Below are 20,826 nucleotides of genomic sequence, written 5' to 3'. Positions count from 1 at the left end.
GATTCTGCGGGGGTATCATAAAACAACATGTCCGGTCGAAGTCCCTCCGGGTTCGACCGGCCGACGAACCCGACATCGGTCCGGGGCGTCTCCGGCGAGAGGGCACGCCGTTCGATTCGGCGTCTCGGGAGTCGGGGGGTTCTGGGGAATCGGCGGGGTTCTCGGGAGTCGGCAACGAGTCTCGGGAATCGGCGGCGAGTCTCGGGAATCGGGGGAATCGCGGGGACCGACCGCGGGGAGTCGCCCGCGGGCGTCGGGGCGATGTCGCATACATTTATGGGCGGTAGCTATCTTGTAGACACACATTCACCATGTCCCACGACGAGTCCGGCGAGCGGTCCGGGGAACGGACACAGCTTCCAATCGAGAAGGGGTTTCCGATAGAGCGCGTCAACGAAATCGCGGCCAAGGAGAGTCGGGCCAAGCAGTACTACCGGCCAATCTACACGATGCACAAGTGGTGGGCGCGACGGCCGGGGTGTCTGTTCCGGGCCATCTCGCTGTACTCGCTTCTGGACGAGGAGATGGACGCCGAGGACTTCGAGGTGTACGAACCGGGCCGGAACCAGACCCTCGGGGGCGCGGGGAGTCGCCGCGAGGACCTGAAACGCAAGATTGCGGACGTGGACATGGAAGACCCCGAGTCGCTGTGGGAGTTCTACCCCAAGGACGTGCGGGTGAAAGACAAGAAGATTCTCGACCCGTTCATGGGCGGGGGAACCTCGCTGGTGGAAGCCTCCCGGTTCGGCGCGGAGACGGTGGGCGTGGACCTCAACCCGGTGGCGTGGTTCGTCACCAAGAAGGAACTCGAAGCGGGCGGGACCGACGTGGCGGAACTCGAACGCGCCTTCGAGCGAGTCCGCGACGACGTGGCCGACGAGATTACCCAGTACTACCGGACGCCCTGCCCGAACGCGACCCACGGTGACGCCGACGGGAACCACGACGTGGACGGGGGTCACACCGACGCCGGACACGAGGGCCACGACGCCGACGTGATGTACAACTTCTGGGTGAAGGAACTCGACTGCGTTTCCTGCGGCCACACGGTCCCCCTGTTCAAGGACTACCGGGTCGCGGCGGGACGCTACGACAACGACGACAAGTACAACTGCCTCTGCCCGGACTGCGGCGCGGTCACGCTAGTCGAGGACTGGCAGGAAGAGAGCGAGTGCGACGACTGCGGCAACGAGTGGGTGCCCAAAGAGGGGAACGTGAGTCGCGGCGGATACTACAACTGCCCGGAGTGCGGGCAGAAGGAGTCGATTACGGACGGGATTGCGGAACAGGGGAAACCTGATACCCGTCTCTACGCGGTGGAGTACTACTGTGAGGAATGCGACCAGCGAGGTCAAGAGAAGAGTTCTTATAAAGGATACAAAGGAGCGGAGGGTGCGGATAAACGGCTTTTCGAGGAAGCAAAGCGAGAGTGGAACACGCGGACGGACCTCCACGAGTACGTCCCCGACGAAGAGATTCCGGAAGGTGCGATAACCGCGGCGTCGTCGGTGAGCGGAAACGACGTGTTCCAGCACGGGTTAGAAGATTGGACGGACATGTTCAACGAGCGGCAGTTACTTTGTCTGGCGAAGTTGATGCGTTCGGTCGAATCTATTGATGGAGAGGCTAGGGACTACCTACTGCTGGCTCTCACAGATTCAATCCTTTTCTATAATCTGTTGACTATGTATAACTATACTGCAAACAAGATTGAGTCTGCTCTTCATCGGATGAAGGCTTTCCCTCCGCAGAACGATTTAATCGAAGGGAATCCGTGGGGTGCGGAGTTCGGTCGTGGCAACTTCACTAACATGTTCGATATGGTGAAAAAGGGCGTCGAGTACGCCAACGCCCCGACAGACCGCCACATCGAAGACGGCGAAACCAAAGAAACCGGTGAGTTCGCCCAACCAATCGGCCTGAATTCCGAAGTTCACCAAGGCGACATGCGCAACATCACCGACGAAGACGAGTACGATGCGGTAATCACGGACCCGCCGTACTACGACAACATCATCTACTCCGAAGTTGCCGATTTCTTCTACGTCTGGCAGAAGATTCTACTCGAAGACGAGTACCCCGGATTCGACCGCGAGAAGACCCCGAGAGCCGAATCCATCGTCACGAACCCCTACCTCGACAAGACCGCCGAGGACTTCGAACACGAGATGGGCCAAGCACTGGAGGTAGTCAACCGCGCCCTCAAGGACGACGGAATGCTGGCGTTCACCTACCACCACAGCGACGAAGAGTCGTGGGGCGAACTGCTCGAATCGCTCTGCGAAACTGGCTTCGAAGTGACGGCCACGTATCCGATAAACTCCGATTTGACGAAGTTCATCACCGGCGAAGCAGTCGCCTTCGACATCGTAATCGTCGCGCGTCCGGTCGAAGACCGGACGCCGATTTCGTGGAACTCCCTCCGGCGGCGCATCGTCCGCACGGCGAAGGAGACCCGCGAGACGTTGGAGAACAACCGCGAACTCGCCAGCGGCGACATCGGCGTCGTGGAGATGGGCAAGTGTTTCCAAGAGTATTCGAAACACCACGGGGCGGTCCGACGCGGCGGCGACTCGATGAAAGCCAAGGAGGTCGTACAGGAAATCTACGGCATCATCCAAGGCGGTGAAGTGGGCGAACAGGACGTGTACCTCGACTTGCTCGAAGCGTCCGACCCGACCTACGACGACCTGAGCAAACTCCTGCGGCGCTCCGACGCCTCCGAAGAGCAGATGCAGGAGATGAAACTCGTCTCCGCGGGCGGGGACTTCGAACGCTACGACTGGCGCGACGAACGACGACAGGCCTACGTCCAGACGAAAGTCGAGGAGGACAACGGCGACCTGACCGACTTGGACCGCGCGCACTTCCTGCGCTACCGCTACGAACACGACAAGTCCACCGCCGACTACCTCGAACGGTGGGACGCCGACGAGTTACAGGAACTCTGCGAGGGTCTGGCGGAGGCGACGGGCGACGGGACGTACCTCAAGATGCTCGGCGTGGACGAATCGCTCGCGGACTTCACCGACGAGTAGTTTCGACGCTCGCCGACCGCGGGACTAACCCATCTATCTATTTACTTCGGCATTCTATTCCGTTCTCTAACGTGTCTATACAATTTTGAGAGCAACCTCTGTCGTTCTTTTCCGGGTCGCGTACGGGCGGGACGGGCACGACCACGGCCGCGGCCACGCGGACGCGGGCGGCGTGCAGACGACGCGGACGCGGGCGGCGTGCAGACGACGCGGACCCACGGGCGGGGAGTTCGATGGCCGACTGCACGACGCTCGTTGCACTCCAACTCGACAGTGCAGGTGGCGCGGGGTCGGGAGCATCTGCATTCGATTTACTCCAGAGAATGCAATTTACGTGCCGAAACTTAGCTTCGAGTTCGATTCACCCCGCCAACTTTTTACTTAGAGACTTCGAACGGTTTCTACGTTCGATGAACACCGACGAACTGGCGGATTCGGCTCCGGGCGAACTCGTTCCCTACGGACGGCGGCCGTACTACAGACCCGACCCACTGCCGCCCACCCCCGAGTTAGCGTTGAGTCCGGAGTTCTACGAGTTGTTGTCCGACGCGACCTTCTGGTTGGGGAAACTCGACGGACTCAGTACGACGGTGGATTTCTCCCCGGTCCTGTACACGTCGCTACGCAGAAAGGAAGCGATGGAGTCCGCCGAGATAGAGGGGGCCGACGTTGATTTCAATACGGTCTTCAGCGCCGAAACGCAGTCGCGCGTCGAGACCGACGACCCGTCTGCTCCGTCCCACTCAGGCGAGTCGGACGCGACCAAGAACGCCCGAGAAATCCTGAACTACGAAACCGCCCTCGAAAACGGAATTGCGACCCTCGACGAGGGCGGGACCATCACGACCGACCTCCTCCATTCGCTCCACGAGACGCTCATGAGTGGGTTGCCCGATTCCCGGTGTGAAACCGACACTATCGGCGAATTCAAGCGAACGCCGAACGTCGTCGGGTCGTTTCTCCCACCGCCACCGGGGAAGGTCGAAGGGATGATGGACGCGTTCGTGACCTACCTCCAGACCGGCGGTAGCTACCATCCGCTCGTTGACCTTGCGCTCGCCCACTACCAGTTCGAGACGATTCACCCCTACGGCGACGGTAACGGACGCGTCGGTCGCCTCCTCGTCGTTCTCCAGTTGTACGACTCGGGATACCTCGAACACCCGAACCTCTATCTGAGCGAGTACCTCAACCGGAACAAACAGACCTACGTTGACCGGATGGGAGCGGTCAGAGATTCGGGGGCGTGGGAGGAATGGCTCACGTTCTTCGTTACGGGACTCAAAAACCAAGCGCGTGAATCCGTCGAACGGTTGCGCGAACTCCGTCGGCTTCAACAACAGTACGAGGACGATTACGGCGGAAGTACCCGCTCCGACGCACGCTTGGCCAGACGACTGTTCGAGAACCCGTATTTTACTGCGTCCGAGGTCGCCGAGATGCTAGATGTCGAGCGCTCGACCGCCTACCGAGCGATAGAGACGCTCCGAGACGACGGTGTGCTCGAGGAAGTCACTGGAAAGGAGCGGTACAAGGAGTTCCGTGCGACCGAGATATTCGACATTCTCGAACGACCGCCACAGACCTACTGACGCACTACCGACCGGCTACGAGTAGGCCAACCGCGCTACACAACCTATTTGTCAAGCTAGTCCACTTCCCGTTAGTATGAACGATAGCGACCTCGTGGACATCGAGGTCACGCACGACGACCCCGAGGAGGTGGTGGCCGACTACGCCGCCGGGAGCGCGGACTTCTCGTTTCACCGCCACACCGTGGTCGCGAATCGCCTCTCGGCCGGGCAACCCGACGCCGAACTCCGGTCGCTCGCCAGCGTGGACGACGAGCAGGTCAAACTCCTCGAACATCAGGTAGAGGCCGCCCACCGCGCGCTCTTCGAGATGGACGGCAAGGCGCTACTTGCCGACGAGGTGGGACTGGGCAAGACCATCGAAGTCGGGATGATTCTCAAGGAGATGCACTACCGCCAGACCGACGACTCGGTGCTGGTTCTCACCCCCGCCCAACTCGCCAAGCAGTGGCAGGGCGAACTCCGCGAGAAGTTCGGTCTGGAGTTCGTCTGCAACTACGACGACGAGTTTCGAGGCTTCGACGCCCACGACCGCGTTATCGCCAGCATCGACACCGCAAAGAGCGACCGCCACCGCGCCGCCGTCCTCGCGCGCGACTGGGACGTTCTCGTGTTGGACGAGGCCCACTACGTCAAAAACGAGGAGACCGACCGCTACGCCCTCGTGGACGGTCTCACCTACGACTACGCCTTCTTCCTCACCGCGACCCCCATCCAGAACGAACTCGCCGACCTCTACAACATCGTCTCGCTCCTGCGGCCCGGACTGTTCGGCAGTCGGGAGACGTTCCACCGCTACTTCGTGGAACGCGACGAGGAGACGCTGGTGAACCGCGACGAACTCCAGCGGCGTCTGAGTCAGGTGATGATTCGAAACCGCCGGGCCGAGACCGACATCGACTTCACCGACCGGGTTATCGACACCCGGCGCTTCGACCCGACCGAGGCCGAGATGGACCTCTACGAGTCGGTTTCGGACTACGTTCGGTCCGCGTACAGCGAGGACGGCGGCCAGAAGCTCGTCCTGATGCTCCTCCAGAAGGAAGTCGTCAGCAGTCCGGCCGCCTTAGAGCGGACCATCCGCGAGCAACTCGACGACCACCGAGAACTCGCCCACCGCGACGAACTCGAAACGATTCTGGACGAGATAGCCGCCATCGACACCCCCACCAAGCAACGCCGACTGTTCGACATCGTGGAGGAGGCCCGCGAACGCGTCGAGATGGGCCGGGTCATCGTGTTCACCCAGTTCCGCGAGACCCAGCGGCGGGTCCTAGACGCCTTAGACGAACGGGGCTACGAGACCCACGCCTTCCACGGCGGCCATTCGAGCGACGAGAAAGAGCGAATCGTGGACGACTTCCGCGAGGACGGCGGCGTTTTGGTCTCGACCGACGCGATGAACGAGGGGCGCAACCTCCAGTTCTGCAACGTGATGGTCAACTACGACCTGCCGTGGAACCCGATGAAGGTCGAACAGCGCATCGGCCGGATTCACCGCATCGGCCAGAAGCGCGAGGTGTACGTCTTCAACGTGGCGCTGAACGACACCGTAGAGGAGTACGTTCTCGACAAACTCTACCACAAAATCGACCTCTTCCAGCAGACCGTCGGCGAGTTGAGTACCATCCTCACCCGCCTCGAAGACTCCGGACGGAGCTTTGAGGACGAAATCTTCGACCGACTCGTAGACGCCGACTCGGAAATCGACCTCGAAAACGACTTCGAGGGGATGGCAATCGACCTCGAAGAACAGCGGGACCTCTCCCGGAAAGTCGAGCAGTTCAACACCGGCGTCTTCGAGAGCTTCGATTTGGGGGCCGACGATGACTGACGCGACCCACCCGATAACGCAGTCGGCGCTACGGGCGTTCGCCCGCGAGTACCTCGCCGGTCTCGGGGCGTCGCTCCGCGAAGACGGCAACCGGTGGCGCGTTCGCTTGCCCTCCCACGTCGATGTCGGCTTCAGCGACGACCGGGAGTTCGAAGTCGTCCTCGGCGACGAGCGACGAGACGACACCGACGAGTCGCACCTGCTGACCCCCGACAGCGAGTTCGCCCAGCAGTTGCTCGCCGAAGCGTCCGAGATGGCGAGGGTGGGACGACTCGCCCTGACCGAGGACCACCTCGCTGGAGACTATCGGTACCCCGCGTGGATTACCGCCGGGAGCGCCGAAGTCGCCGACGCGACGTTTCACCCCTACTACGACCGGACGGGGGTCTGTGCGTTCGTCCGAATCGGCGTCGAAACCGTCAGCGAGTACCAGACCCAGTTCCTGCGAGCGGTCGCCGTGGACGCCGAATCGGAGACCCGTCTCCCCGGTATCGCCGAGCGACTCGTGACTGAGTTCTACGCCCCGAAGTCCGAACCCGCCGCCGACCGGACCACCGAGACCGACGACGCGACGATTTCGCCCGACGGACTCGCCGACGCGATAGCCGCCGGACAGCGGACCGCGACCGAGACAGTCCGGAGCGAAATCGAGGAAGTCCGCCGGTCGGCGACCCGCGCGGCCGATTCGGAGTTCGAGGAGTACCGTCAACTCCGGGAACAGCGACTCGACGAACTCCGGGACGAAATCGACTCCGTATCGAACCGACTCCAGACGATAGCCGCCGAAGCGGACGACGCGGAGTCGCGCCAGCGACGGGTCGAGATTCTGGAGAAACGGCGGGAACTCAAAGACCGGAAAGCGGACGTGGAGGCGGAACTCGAGAAGGTCTGCCGGGAGAAAGAGCGGGGATACGCCGAGAAGCGCCGCGAGATTTACGACCGCCACGCGCTCGACGTGACCACGACGCCGCTCGCGGTGACGCTCGTAACCTACGAACGAGGTGAAATCGACCTGCGCCTGCGCGAGGGGGGTCGAACCGAGTCGGTCCGCGTCCCCTACGCAGTCGGCGCGGGAGTGACCGACGAAGTGACCTGCGAGAACTGCGGCGAGCAGTTGACCGGAGCGAACCCGGTTCGCGTGACTGGGGATGGACTCGGTTGTCGCACCTGCCGGTGACTCGACTGCCGTCCGGGAGCGAGGGGCGACCACCGACCACCGGCCCGTTTGCGTGAACTTAAGTGCGCGCCGAATAATCTCCGAGTATGGCTGAACGAGTACTGGAGTCTCCTCCTGTGGAGTCCGAGCGCACCCTCTACGTCGGCCGAGACCGGCCGATTCGAATCAGCGCCGGGCACCGCATCCGCCACCACGACGGCAAGTGCAGTCGCCCCCACGGGCACAACTACGAGATTACCGTGAAAGTCGTCGGCGAGTTGCGCGAGGAGGGATGGGTCGTGGACAAGGGCGACGTGACTTCGGTTATCTCCGAGTGGGACCACCGATTCCTGCTGGAGGCGGGCGACCCCCTCGTAGAGGCGTTCGAGGAGTCGGGCGACGGCGACGGCGTGGTCGTGTTGGACGCGCCCCCGACCGCCGAGGTCATGAGCGCGATACTGGAGCGCCGACTCGCCGAGAAGTTGCCCAGTAACGTCTCGGAAGTCGCGGTGCAGGTGAGCGAGACGGCCGAACTCTGCGGCGGGTCCACCTTCTGACGATGCCCGTCTCCAGCGACGTGGACCGCGCGGACGCCGAGGACGGAGAGTTCGACGGGGAGGGGGACGCCCTCCCGGTCAACGAACTCTTCGAGTCGTTGCAGGGCGAGGGCCGACTCGCGGGCGTTCCCAGCGTGTTCGTCCGCACTTCGGGGTGTAACCTCCGGTGTTGGTTCTGCGACTCGTATCACACCTCGTGGGAACCCTCCCACGCGACGATGAGCGTCGAGGAAGTTCTGGCCGAAGTCGAGTCCTACGACGCCGACCACGTGGTCGTCACGGGCGGCGAACCAATGATACACGACGCCGTAAAGTCGCTCCTCCGGAAGCTCGACGCGCGGGACTACCACACCACCGTCGAGACCAACGGTACCGTCTACCGGGACGCGCCCATCGACCTCGCCAGCGTCAGTCCGAAACTCGCCTCCAGCACGCCGACCCCGGAGCGAGACCCGAAGGGCGACGGCGAGTGGGCCGACCGCCACGAGAATCGACGCATCGACCTCGACGCGCTCGCCGCGCTGGTCGAAGCCTACGACTTCCAACTCAAGTTCGTCGTCAGCGACCGGGAAGACGTGGACGAGATTACCGACCTGCTCGGTCGGATTCGGGACGCCTCCGCGGTCGAAATACGGGACACCGACGTTCTGCTGATGCCCGAGGGCGCGACCAGAGACCGAATCGAAGAGACCCGCGCGCTCACCGCCGAACTCGCCCGAGAGTACGGCTTTCGGTACACGCCGCGCCTCCACGTGGACCTCTGGAACGACGCGCCCGAGACGTAGTTCGAGTCACTCCAGCGAGTCGAGGCAGTCGGCGTAGAACGCGACCTGATACGTCGTGCCGAACGCCGAGACGACTGCCGAGACGACCAGCGACAGGACGCCGCCGAGGGCGACCATGCCGACGCCGAACTCCGAGGGGGTCGCCGAGAGACTGCCGCCGAGTCCGCCGAGAATCGTGACGAAGATGCCCGCGACGCCCGCCACGAGACCCACCAGCATCGTGAGAGCAGTGTATCCGAGCGTCGAGACGAAGTTTCGGCGGACGAGTCCGGCGCTCCGCTTGAACGACGCGACGACGCCGAGGTCCGAGACGACGATGGCCGGGGCGTAGAACTGGAGGAAGAACAGCGGGAGCATCGTCCCGAGACCGACGAGCAGTCCGACGAGAGCGAAGGCGGCGATACCGGCACCCGGCGAAGCCACCGACCCGCCGAGACCGGACGTGCCCATCCCGAGGACGAACACGCCGACCACGGCGATGCCGATGACGAAGATTGTCGTGATGGCCGTCATCACGACGGCGAACAGCAGTAGCGCGCCGAGAATGCTGAGGTAGTACTCTTTCCCGCCCTCGACGAACGTCCCGAGTCGGGTAACGCCGTCCAACCCTTCGGCGGCCATCGAGAGCAGTCCGCCGAGCAGGAACGGGACGGCGAGTAAGACGAGTCCCGACACCGGGAGCGAGACGAACGGCCCGACGGAGGCCGGTAGCAGGGCCACCACGCCGGAGGGGAGAGCGTTTACCAACAAGGCGACGAACGCCGCGACGACGAGGACGCCGTTCCGCTTGAGCGTCCCGGCCGCGGTCGAGAAGGCTGAAATTGCACCCATACTAGAATTACCAAATCTAATTGGTTTATTCCTGTCGATGGCCGTCTCGAAACCGTGTGGCTCTTGGTATTCCCAAGCGAGTATCCAAGTATGACTGACAGCACACCGAAGCGCGCGGTCGTCCTCGCCTCGGGCGGGATGGACAGCGCGACTGCGGCCTACGTCGCCGACGAGGAGGGTTACGACTGCTACCTGCTCCACACCTCCTACGGGCAGGAGACCGAGGGCAAGGAGTACGACTGCGCCCGCCGACTCGCCGACGAGGTGGACGCCGCGGACTTCCTCCACGTCGAGACTGGCCACCTCGCCGCCGTCGGCGGGTCGAGTCTCACCGACGACGAGATGGACGTGGCGGACGCCGACCTCGAATCCGAGGAGGTGCCGACCTCCTACGTCCCGTTCCGGAACGCCAACCTGCTTTCGATGGCGGTCTCCTACGCCGAGACCAACGACTGCGGGGCCGTCTTCATCGGCGCGCACAGCGAGGACTTCTCGGGATACCCCGACTGCCGCCCGGCGTTCTTCGACGCCTTCCAGCAGGTCGTCGATACGGGGACCAGAGACGACACCGACATCGACCTCCGCGCGCCGTTCGTGGAGTGGTCGAAGACCGACATCGCCGAGCGAGGAACCGAGTTGGGCGTCCCCTACGAACACACGTGGAGTTGCTACCGGGCGGAAGCCCCGGCCTGCGGGACCTGTGACGCCTGCGCGTTCCGGTTGCAGGCGTTCCAGAACCTCGGCGTCCGGGACCCCATCGAGTACGAGCAACGGCCGGAGTACGCGGAATAGACCCCGTTTCGGGCTTCCGTCTGCTCGCTTCGCGTCGTTACGACGACCGCAGGAACCTCCGAGACGAAGGCTTCGAAAGCCCCCGCCCGCGGGCGGGGGCTTTCGTCCGCCCGGACCGGAGTCCGGCGGGCCGAACGCCTTCGAGTGTCCCACCGTGCGCGGGCGTCCGGCCGACTCCTTCGCTCCCGCCGGTCGCTCAGTCGTCTTCTCGCGGGCGGGCGCGGCGCTTGTGCGCCGCGCCCGCCCGGTCGGTTAGACAATATTCCGACCACTAAAAGACAAGTATGAACATGTATAAGAAGTAGATTTGATTCCAAAGAAACGAATTTAGTTGCTCTCGGGCGCGCGAGACACGGCTCGGAATTTTCGCCGGACTCGTACTAAACCATACCCATCCGTCGGAAACATTATAATATTCCAACTTGTATCCTACTGCGGAAATGAGAGGCGTTACCACCCCGCGACGAAAGTTCCTGAAAGGCTTCGCCACGACTACCGCCGTCGGTCTCGCGGCGTCCGCCCCCGCGAGTGCCGACGAGCAGGTGACGTACCTCGTCACCGCCGCGAGCGACTCAGCGAAGCGAAACGTCGAGCGAGCGGGCTACACGGTCCGCAACGAGATAGCCGCCGCGAACGTGCTGTTGGTCGCTGGCCCGACCGACGCGGCCGACGACATCCGGAGCGTGAACGGCGTCCGACGGGTCGCCACCGACGCCGCCTACGAGTTGGGCGACTCGCCGGTCGAGGCGGCCGACCGGACCGAGGACGCCGAGTACGCCGACCGCCAGTGGGACAAACAGGTGACCGAAGCGTTCGACGCCCACGAGACGGCCACCGGCGAGGGCACCCGAATCGCCGTCGTGGACACGGGCGTCGATGCCACCCACCCGGACCTCACGGACAACGTGAACACCGACCTCGGCCGGTCGTTCATCGACGGGGAGTCGGGTCCCGACAGTGGTCCCGTACACTACCACGGCACGCACGTCGCGGGCATCGCCGCCGCCACCGGCGAACGGGGCGTCGTCGGCACCGCGCCCGACGCCGAAATCGTCCCGATTCGGGTCTTCCCGAAGGAGGGGCCGCTACTCGAACGAATCAGCGACTGCCTGCTGGCGCTCGACTACGCCGCCGAAATCGGTGCCGATGCCGTCAACATGAGTCTCGGGTGGAGTCCCCGACCGCCACGGGAGAACCAGACTTCCCGTGGCGTCCGTCGGGTCGTCTGCGAACGAGTCTGTCGGAGCGTCCTCCAGCGAGGGACCAGCGTCGTCGTCTCGGCGGGCAACTCCGACGCCGACCTCCAGCACGGCGGCTACCGGTACATGTGGTCCAGCCTCCAGAGTACGTTTGCCGTGAGCGCGACCGGCCCGAACGACGAACGGTCGTTTTACTCGAACTACGGCACCAACACCATCGACGTGGGCGCACCCGGCGGCGGGTACGAGACGCTGGAGAAGACCCTCTCGCCAGACACCGACTGGCCGTATCCGACCAATCTCGTCCTCTCGACGGTTCCCGGCGGGTCCTACGCGTACTTGGCGGGTACCTCGATGGCGTCCCCGCAGGTCGCGGGTCTCGCCGCTCTCGTCCGGGAACTCGCGCCCGACGCGAGTCCCCAACAGGTCCACCGGGCAATCGAGCGGAACGCCGACCTCACGCCGGGCGCGAGCGACCCCGAACTCGGTGCGGGCCGGATAAACGCCGCGCGGACCGTCGAATCCCTCACGGAGTAGACCCGGACCCTCGACGGACGGCGGTCATCGGCGGGTGCGGGCCGACAGCGCGACCAGCAGGGCCGCGACCAGCGCCACCGCCGCCGCGCCGACCCCGAATCCCGGCACGGCGGGCGCAGTCCGTCCGTCCTCGCCGTCGCCCCCGGACTCGACCTCCAGCGCGGCCGTCTCGTCGCCCACCCTCGCGGTGTAGCTTCCCGGTGCGTTCACGGTTCGGGCGAACGTCACCCGTCGGGTCTCGTGGGCCGGGACCCGGACCGTCTTCGTCGCCAACTGCTCGCCGAACAGGGTCAGTGCGACCGTCCGCTCGCCCGCCGCGCTCCCGGTGTTCTCGACGGTCGCCGCGATTGCGACCCGCCCGCCCGCCGGGATAGCCGACGAGTTCAGCGACACGTCGGCCACGCCGAGGTCCGCGGTGGGTTCGGCCACCGACACGTTGCCGACTCGCCGACCGCCGAGTCCGACTCGGTGGGTACCCGGTGCAAGCGTCGCCTCGACCGTGACCCGCTTGGTCGCGCCCGCAGGCACTTCGACCGTCTCGGTCGCTACCACCTCGTCGTCTACCGTGAGGTTCGCCGCGAACTCCTCGGCGCGGTCGGCCTCGTTCCGGAGTGTCGCCGTCACGGAGACCGGTTCGTCGGCCTCGACCTGCGCCGCGTCGAGTTCGGCGTCGGCGAGCGTCACCGACCTGTCGGCCCCGAGCGCAATCGGTCCGAACCCGTCGGTTCGGACCCGGAGGACGACGGTCTCGCCGCTCGAGACGACCGACGCGTTGGCCTGCGCCCACGCCTCGCGCGCGCCGCCTGCACGCTCGCCCGCGTCACCCGCGGCGCTCGCGCCGCCCGTGCGCTCGTACGCGGTCAGGTCCGCGGGCGCGAGACCCGCGTCGGCGAGGCGGGACCGCTCGATTGCCACCTCGTAGGTGACGCCCGCGACGGTCCGCGACCGGACGTACTTCGATTCGACCGACAGCGACCCGAGGGTCACGTCCGCCGGGAGCGAGGCGTTTGTCGCTCCCGCGGCGGGTCGGGCGGTCCGGACCGCGAAGTGGGTGTCGTCGTCTGCGAGGTCCACCGCGATTTTCCGGAACGTCACGCCGGTTCGGTTGGCGACTGCGCTCGCGGGCAGGTCGGCCCGAATCGTCTCGTCGGCCCGGCCGTTGCGCACGTCCACGAGTCCGGCGTTCGGCCCGCGGGACTCTGAGCGGGTGACGACCGGCGGCGGGCCGAGACTGGTCGAACCGCCGCCAGCGTTCCCGCCGTCGTCTCCGCCCTTCCCCCGGTGGGCCTGCCGGTCCCGTTCCACGCGGACGGAGACGGCCGCCTCGTCGGGGTTGCCCGCCTCGTCCACGACGGTCACGCTGGCGTCGTAGGTGCCGTTCGAGTCGTAGGCGTGGCGGACCGTCGCGTTCCCGGTCGTGCGCTCGACTTCGCCGTCGCCGTCGAAGTCCCAGCGATACTCGGCGATACCGGACCCGCCATCGTCGGTCGAGTTGCTCGCGTCGAAGGCGACTTCGGTGCCCGTCTCGGTCCGATTGGTCCCGACCGAGAGGTTCGCGGCGGGGTCGGTCCGGTCGGGCGGTCGGACGACCACGGTCACGTTCGCGGTGGCCGCGTTGCCTCCCGCGTCGGCGACGGTGACCGTCGCGTCGTAGGTCCCCGCCGAGTCGTAGGCGTGGGTCGCCCGCGGACCGGTCGCGCCGGTCCCGTCGCCGAAGTCCCAGCGGTACTCCGAGACGCCCCGGTTGTCTGATGAGTTGGCCGCGTCGAACGAGACTAGCGCGCCCGCCGTGACGTTGGTCCGGTTCGCCCGAACCGTCGCGTTCGGGGCCGTCTCGTCGGCGGGCAGGACCTCGACTTCGGTCGTCGTCGTGGCGTTGTTGCCGCCCTCGTCTACGACCTCCAGCGTGACGGTGTAGGTCCCGTTGGCGTCGAAGGTGTGGGTCACGCGCTGGCCGGTCGCCGTCGCGTTCCCGCCGAACGACCAGCGGTACGCCGCGATGCCGGTGTCGTCGGTGGAGTTGCTCGCGTCGAAGGTGACGGGCGACCCCTCGGTCGGTGCGTCGGAAGTCCGGAAGGCGGCCTCCGGCGGGTCGTCGGTCTCGACGGTAATCCGAGCCTGCGCGCTGTCGGCGTTGCCCGCCTCGTCCACGACGGTCACGCTGGCGTCGTAGGTGCCCGTCTCGCCGTACTCGTAGGCGACGGTCGGGTCGGTGGTGGTTCGCTCTACGTCGCCGTCGCCGTCGAAGTCCCACCGGTACGCCGCGATTTCCCGGTCGTCCGACGACCCGCTGGCGTCGAACGAGACCGGACGGCCCGCCACGCCGTCTTCGCCCGAGAGCGCGGCGCTCGGCGGGGTTTCGTCGGGCGTGCAGTGGCCGGTCCGAATCGTCACCGGGGCGTTCATGTCGAGAGCGACGGTCTCGGGATTCCCGACGCTCCCCGTGAGGAACTGCCACGCGCGGGTCTCGCCCGACCGCTGGACGGGAGCGTCGTAGAGGGCGGCCTGCTCGTCGAACGCCGGGACGACCGTGACTTCGGTGCTACCGCGGTCGAGACCCCGGAAGGCCGCGCCGTCGGTCCGGTCGCCGTACCACGACCAGTCGATGCGGTTGCGCGAGAAGCGGTCGTCCTGCCCGACGTAGTTGTCGTCTTCGACCACCCAGTCGCCGCCGCTCGGGAGTCCGCGGAACCGGAAGGTGGCGGCGCTCCCGTCGCCGCCGTCGCCGCCGTTCGCGTTGTGGACCATCACGAGGCTCACCCCGTCGGGACCCTCGTAGAGGAAGAGTCTGCTCGCGTCGGCCCGTTGGAGTCCCGCGGGCATGTAGGAACTGTAGAGACCCCGCGGGGCGTTCCCAATCGTCCGGTAGTCGTAGAACGAGACCACGCCGTCGTCGCCGCGGAGGGGCGACACCTCGACACACCGGTCGCCCTGTTCCACGACGAAGGCGTGTTCCGCGGCGGCGGCAGTTCCCCCGGAGGGAGCGAGCGGAACTGCCGAGGCGACCAGCAAGAGAGCGATACCGACCGTAGCGAGTCGCGTGCGTATCCGTGTCATGGGTTTCGGAGGGCCGCGACCGGCCGGGAACCTCCCGGCCGGTCGCGCGTTCGCGTCTTCGACCGCCAGCGAGCGGGCGGTTGCCACGACGTTCCCCGGAAACGGCCTTTGTTATACGTCGTCTGTCGGGGGGTAGCCCCGGCCGGACGCCCGGCGTCGTCGGCACTTAACCGGATACAGTCCGGGCTTAGCCGGACCGTTGCACACCGTTTCGACCGCCGACGCCGGTCTCTCGCCCCATTCTCCCGACTACCTACCTCTTTCTTTCCCAAAGATTCTCATTTTTCTCCACCACCTATCTCTTTTTCTCCTACTTCTATATCTTTGTTTAACACTTCCAGAGGTGGCGGCGTCCGGCCGCGACCGGACGCGGCCGGACGCTCGCCTACGAGACGACTTCGGGGAAGAACTCGCCGTGGAACCCGAACGGGATGTGGTGGGGTACCTGTGCCCGCGCGAGTTCCTCGAACGTCTCGCCGTCGAGGACGACCAACAGCGACTGCTCGGACTCGGTGTCGAGGGCGGGCGCGAGGACGACGCCGCGGTCCTCGGGGACCGCGGCGTCGTCGGGGTTCGGGACGAAAATCGGCTCCCCGGCGTAGTGGCCCTCGGCCCACCACTCGGTGGCCTCGCCCGTCTCGACGTTCACCTTGACGAGTCCGTTCTGGCCCTCGCGTGCGGTGGCCTGCCCGTAGGCGAAGCGGTACCGGTCCATCCGCGCGCCGGGCGCGACCCGCGGGAGTTCCGTGCCCGTGTAGCGGTCCCGGCGCTCTACTGTCGTTCCGGTCCCTTCTTCGACCGGGACCCGGAAGCGCGCCAACTCGCCTTCGGCGGCGTCGAGTTCCGGCCCCGAGTCGGGGCGGCCCGCCTCGCCCTCGACGGAGGACATGAAAAGGTTCTCCACGATGTCGGCGTCCTCGTAGGCCACGAGGTCCACGACGACGTGGCCCTCCGCGTCGAAGGCGTTGACCGTGTGGAAGAAGAAAAACGGGGCCGTCCGGCGCTCGGCGGCGAGTTCGCCCGACTCGCGGTCGAAGACCAGAAACCGAGTTCCGCGCTCGGGTCTCCACCGGTAGTTGTCGATGAACCCACCGCTTCCGGGCAGAAGGAAGCGCATCGGGTTCACGACGAACGGCGGTTCCACGAGGACCGCGTACCGCCGCGTGAGCGCGAAACTGTGGAGGTAGGCCGGGCGTTCGACTTCGAGAGACGCCACGGGGACGCGCTCTGCGCCCGCGCCGGGTCCGGGCGGGTCGTCTGGCACCCGGTAGATTCGATACCGGTTCGTCCGGCCGAACTCGGTGGCGTAGCCCACCGTCTCGCCGCGCCGGTCGTCGCGCTGGAAGTGCGCGGTGACGTGGTGGCCCGGCACGTCGTCGGCGGGCAGGTCGCCCCGGACCGCCAGCGTCTCGGGGTCGAAGCGCACCCGCCGGGGGGTCTCGGTCAGCGCGAGGTAGTCGCCGCCGACGCGGGCGACGTTGACGTTCGCGTTGTCCGTCGGGTCGCCGAGAAACGACTTCAACTGGTCGAGATAGCTCCCGGAGGTGGCGAACTGGCTGGCGATAGTTCCCTCCTCTACGGCCCGCCGGTAGGTCTCGGTCCGGAGAAAGCGGTTCGAGTAGGCCACGTCGCCGCCGTCGAACCGGAACTTGTGGAGCATCGCCAGTCCGTCGAACCAGTGTTCGACGCGCCGACCCCCGACCTCGAACTTGCCGGGACCGTTGCGGACCAGCGACCCCGAGAGCCACGCCGGAATCTCGCCGTCAACGTCGAGCGAGAGGTCGTCGTGTTCGGCGTCGAGCGACCGGAATCCGGGGCTGTAGGCTGGCATTCGTCTCCCCAATCGCGCCGCACCTCGAAAACGCTGGCGGCGCTCGGGGCGGCGCGACGGCCGGTCCTCTCCGACCTCGCGGCGGCCTACTCCCGGTAGCGCCGGACGTGACCCACCCACGGCCCGGTCACGGCCAGCGAGTCCTCGTCGGCGTCCAGTCCCGTCCCGCGGTGGTGGCGGGGGACCCAACCGCAGGCGTCGGTTCCGGCGTTCTCGGCGACTCGGAAGCGATCGCGCGCCTCGCCAGTCTCGGCGTCGAGGACGTGGACGAGTCCGCGCTGGTCGAGGACGAAGGCGTGCGCGCGGTCGGACGAGAGGTCCCCTATCGGAGCGTCGGCCGAGAACCGCCACCGCTCGCGCCCGGAGTCGCGGGCAAGCGCGACCACCGCCCCGGACTCGGTGCCGACCAGCAACGACCGGGAGTCGCGCTCGGTTGCCCGCACGCTCGCCGCGAGCGAGGCGGTCCAGCGCTTCTCCCCCGACTCCGGATTCAGCGCCGCGACCTGCCCGTCCACGCTGGCGGCGTGGACTCGCTCGCGGTCGGCGAACAGTGAGTGGCGGACCGTCGTCGGGACGACGGTCCGCCAGCGTTCCGTGCCGTCGGCGACTCCGAACCCGTAGACGCTCCCGGCCTTCGTCGCCGCGACGACCGTCTCGCCGACCGCGACCGGACCGGTCTTCGCCATCGCGTCCACTCGCTCGGACCAGACTTCCTCGCCCGACTCGGCGGCGAGGGCGACGACGCGGTGGGTGTACGCGCCGCTGTCGGTCGGGGGCGGGTCGGCAATCTCGGAGTGTGAGACGCCAGCGACGACGACACCGGCGACTGCGGCGGGTCGGCCCCACGCTCCCCCGCCGTAGGTCTCGTGGCCTCCGGCGTCGTAGCGCCACTCGACGTGGCCGGTCCGCCGGTCGAAGGCGTACACCCGGTCGTTCCCGGTGCCCACGTAGACCGCGCCGTCGGAGACGCGCGGAGCGCCAGCGCCCGCGCCGACCACGGTGAAGACCCAGTTGGGACTCCCGTCGCGGGCGTCCAGCGAGGCGATGCGGTGGGGCGCGTCCCTGCCGGTGATGCCGTAGCCTTCGGAGACGAAAGTGTCCCCGTCGTCGCGGGTGGGCGGCGACCAGTACCGGCCGTCGAGGGTCCAGTCGGGCGCTCTGCGGTCGGGACAGCGGCCATCGCTGACCCACCAGTAGCCACCGACGCCAGCGGTGCCGAGGGCGGCGAGGAGTTTGCGACGGGACCAATCCATCGGCCGAAAGAGACCGCTCTCGCGTGATAAGTGTTCTACTCTTCGCTTGCGCGAGGTGAGACGTATTCGTCTCGCTCGCGCCCGTGCGTGCCAGCGCCGGGCGCGCTCGCAGGGGTGCGCTCGCAGACCCGCACGTCCCCGAGCGCGCTCACACGTACACACCGGCGCGTGCGGGCGCGACCGCGGAGCGTGTCGCGCCCATTCGCGCGAGGTCGTCCGGAGCGAAGCGACGGACGGCTCGGCAGACGCGGTTCGTCTGCCGGTGTCTGCGCGAACGGACGTGAGCGCAGGCTCGTCGGAACTCGCTTCCGACGGTGGACGAGCATCGCAGGCCGAAACGAAGTGGAGGCCGAGAAGCGCAGTCGGTTGGGGAGGGTGTGGCCCGCGGTCGCGGTGCTGTGCGGTGCGGTTGCGGTCTGAGGGGAGTCGGCAGTCGCCCGCGTCTCGGATGCTCCGTCGTCGCGGAGCGGTCCGACAGGTTCGAGCCTGACGTTCTCCGACTTCTGCGACCGAAACTGACCACTTCCGAATTCCGCAAACCGAGAGCGCGCCGTTTCGCCGACCGGAAATCCGACGACACCGACGGCCAACTCCGAAACGACCCGACCGCCGAATCAGTCGTGAACCAGCACGTCCAACACGTCCGGGCCGTCGCGGTCCAGCGCCGCCTCCAGCGCGGGACCGATTTCCTCGGGGTCCTCCACGAGTCGGCCCCGAGCGCCGTGGCTCTCGGCGTTCGCCGGGATGTCAACCGGCGGGTCGAAGTCCATGCCGACGAACTCGTAGTCCGATTCGTCGCCGCCGAAGAGGTCCAGCGCGTTGTCCTTCAGGATGCGGTAGTTGCGGTTGTCCGGAATCACGACGGTCAGGTCGGCGTCGTAGCGGGCCGCCGAGTAGAGCGTCTGGGGGTAGTAGAGGTACGACCCGTCGCCGACGAACCCCACCACGTCGCGGGGGTCGTCGGTCTCCGATTCGGCGATGGCCGCGCCGACGGCGGCCGGGAGTCCGTAGCCGAGTCCGCCGCCCTTGTTCGAGACGTACTGCTCCGGTTCGAAGTCCCACCGGGTCAGCATGGCGTACTTGGCGGTGACGCCCTCGTCTACGACGTAGGCGTCGGGGGCGACTTCCTCCATCGCGTCCACGAGTTCGGCCTTCGACGCGCGGGGGTCGTCGCTGTGGTCCTCGCCAATCTCGGCCATCCGGCTCTCGACCATCTGTTTGACCATCTCGACGCGCTCCAGTCGCGCCTCGCGGCCCGCGTCGTCGATTCGCTCGCGGAGTCGGTCGGCGAGTTCCGAGAGAACCCGGCCGGGGTCGCCCACGACGGCGGCGTCCGCCGGGTGATTCTTGCCGACCTGCCACGCGTCGTCGCTGACGTGGACGCAGGTGGTGTCCTCGGCGACGAGGGGTCGGTCGTGGCGGGTCAGCGTCGTGTTGGTCGAAGTGCCGACGAAGACGAGGTTGTCCGCGCCCAAGAGCGTCGCGGCGAGGTCCTCGTCCGGCGGGACGTAGGAGACCCACTGGCCGTGGTCGGTCGGGAAGTCCACCTCGCAGGCCAGAATCTCGCCGTGGACGCGCGCGCCGGACGCCTCCGCGAACTCGACGGCGGCCTCTACCGCATCGACGCCCGAGCGCGCGATTGCGTCGCCGACGACCAGCGCCACGTCCTCGTCGGGGTCCGCAAGCAGGTCGGCCGCGCGCTCGATTTGGGTCGGGTCGCCGCGCCCGGCGTCGGGAATCTCGCCGAGGCGTTCGGGCGACCGGTCGGTCGGGGCCATCATCACGTCGAGGGGAAGCGCCAGAAAGACCGGGCCGGTCGGCGGCGTCAGCGCGACCCGGAACGCCCGCCGGACCATCGCGGGCAGGGCCGACACGTCGCCCACCTCGGCGCTCCACTTGGCGAACTCGTCGGCCATGCTCACGAGGTCCCCCGACAGAATCGGCTCCTCGTGGCGGAAGTCGGTGCTGTGGTTCCCGGCGGTGACGACCAGCGGCGCGCCCGCCACGCTCGCGCCGTAGAGGTTGCCGAGTCCGTGGGCCAGTCCCGGCGCGACGTGGAGGTTCACGACGCCGACCGGGTTCACGTGGTCGTCGCCCTCGCGCTCGGCGCGGTGGGAGTGGTACCGTCGGGTGCTAGCGTACCCCGCGGCCATCCCGACGGCCACGTCCTCGTGGAGTCCGAGGACGTATTCGAGGTCGCTGTCGCCCAACGCCCGCATCACGGGCAGTTCCGTGGTGCCGGGGTTGCCGAAGACGCGCGAGACGCCGTACTCCGCCAGCGCGTCCACGAACAGGTCGGCCCCGGTGTACTCGTCGGTCATGGGTGTGTGATTCGGAATCGCGCGTGAAAGGTGTTGGTCCCTG

At 66.6% G+C, this 20,826-nt stretch carries 13 protein-coding genes; 8 read left to right on the top strand and 5 right to left on the bottom strand.

The window, feature by feature from the left end; translation table 11 throughout:
* Positions 1-311: 311 nt before the first annotated feature.
* The 6 genes from P2T60_RS07235 (at position 312) to P2T60_RS07210 (ending at position 8,962) form a co-directional block, all read left to right on the top strand.
* Complete coding sequence (locus P2T60_RS07235) at positions 312-3,038, top strand: DUF1156 domain-containing protein (protein WP_276281877.1); 2,727 nt, start codon at positions 312-314, stop codon at positions 3,036-3,038.
* A 410-nt stretch (positions 3,039-3,448) separates the two neighbouring features.
* A complete protein-coding gene (locus P2T60_RS07230; protein ID WP_276281876.1) occupies positions 3,449-4,630 on the top strand; it encodes a Fic family protein in 1,182 nt (393 codons plus the stop codon).
* Between the two features lie 76 nt (positions 4,631-4,706).
* Positions 4,707-6,464 (top strand): DEAD/DEAH box helicase, encoded by a 1,758-nt coding sequence (locus P2T60_RS07225; protein ID WP_276281875.1) that lies wholly within the window; start codon positions 4,707-4,709, stop codon positions 6,462-6,464.
* The gene (locus P2T60_RS07220) at positions 6,457-7,641 is read left to right on the top strand and encodes a hypothetical protein (protein WP_276281874.1); all 1,185 of its coding nucleotides are present in this window, start codon (positions 6,457-6,459) and stop codon (positions 7,639-7,641) included. Before P2T60_RS07225 ends, P2T60_RS07220 begins: the two co-directional genes overlap by 8 nt.
* A gap of 86 nt (positions 7,642-7,727) precedes the next feature.
* Positions 7,728-8,177, top strand: a complete 450-nt coding sequence (locus P2T60_RS07215; RefSeq protein WP_276281873.1) for a 6-pyruvoyl trahydropterin synthase family protein — start codon at positions 7,728-7,730, stop codon at positions 8,175-8,177.
* A 2-nt stretch (positions 8,178-8,179) separates the two neighbouring features.
* Positions 8,180-8,962 carry a 7-carboxy-7-deazaguanine synthase QueE gene (locus P2T60_RS07210; protein ID WP_276281872.1) on the top strand — a complete coding sequence of 261 codons (783 nt, stop codon included), beginning with the start codon at positions 8,180-8,182 and terminating at the stop codon, positions 8,960-8,962.
* 6 nt (positions 8,963-8,968) lie between these two features.
* Here the strand turns inward: P2T60_RS07210 and P2T60_RS07205 are convergent, their stop codons facing one another.
* On the bottom strand, positions 8,969-9,793 hold the full coding sequence (locus tag P2T60_RS07205; protein ID WP_276281871.1) for a DUF7847 domain-containing protein: 825 nt from the start codon (positions 9,791-9,793) through the stop codon (positions 8,969-8,971).
* A gap of 90 nt (positions 9,794-9,883) precedes the next feature.
* Here P2T60_RS07205 and queC point away from each other — a divergent pair, with 90 nt between their 5' ends.
* Together queC and P2T60_RS07195 are read left to right on the top strand one after the other, a co-directional pair.
* Complete coding sequence (gene queC, locus P2T60_RS07200) at positions 9,884-10,585, top strand: 7-cyano-7-deazaguanine synthase QueC (protein ID WP_276281870.1); 702 nt, start codon at positions 9,884-9,886, stop codon at positions 10,583-10,585.
* 440 nt (positions 10,586-11,025) lie between these two features.
* The gene (locus tag P2T60_RS07195) at positions 11,026-12,321 is read left to right on the top strand and encodes a S8 family peptidase (protein ID WP_276281869.1); all 1,296 of its coding nucleotides are present in this window, start codon (positions 11,026-11,028) and stop codon (positions 12,319-12,321) included.
* Positions 12,322-12,345: 24 nt separating this feature from the next.
* Here P2T60_RS07195 and P2T60_RS07190 read toward each other — a convergent pair whose 3' ends face one another.
* The 4 genes from P2T60_RS07190 to P2T60_RS07175 all read right to left on the bottom strand — a co-directional run bounded on the left by P2T60_RS07190 (position 12,346) and on the right by P2T60_RS07175 (position 20,783).
* Positions 12,346-15,378: a COG1470 family protein gene (locus tag P2T60_RS07190; RefSeq protein ID WP_276281868.1), complete on the bottom strand. Its 3,033-nt coding sequence runs from the start codon at positions 15,376-15,378 to the stop codon at positions 12,346-12,348.
* 385 nt (positions 15,379-15,763) lie between these two features.
* Positions 15,764-17,209, bottom strand: a complete 1,446-nt coding sequence (locus tag P2T60_RS07185; protein WP_276281867.1) for a carotenoid oxygenase family protein — start codon at positions 17,207-17,209, stop codon at positions 15,764-15,766.
* An 86-nt stretch (positions 17,210-17,295) separates the two neighbouring features.
* Entirely contained in the window at positions 17,296-18,462 is a 1,167-nt protein-coding gene (locus P2T60_RS07180) for an outer membrane protein assembly factor BamB family protein (RefSeq protein WP_276281866.1), read from the bottom strand.
* 614 nt (positions 18,463-19,076) lie between these two features.
* Positions 19,077-20,783, bottom strand: coding sequence for a thiamine pyrophosphate-binding protein (locus P2T60_RS07175; protein ID WP_276281865.1), 1,707 nt, complete (start codon positions 20,781-20,783; stop codon positions 19,077-19,079).
* Between the last annotated feature and the right edge of the window lie 43 nt (positions 20,784-20,826).

It is taken from the genome of Halorussus caseinilyticus (genome assembly GCF_029338395.1).
Lineage (GTDB): Archaea > Halobacteriota > Halobacteria > Halobacteriales > Haladaptataceae > Halorussus > Halorussus caseinilyticus.
This window is presented reverse-complemented; position numbering and strand designations above follow the sequence as displayed.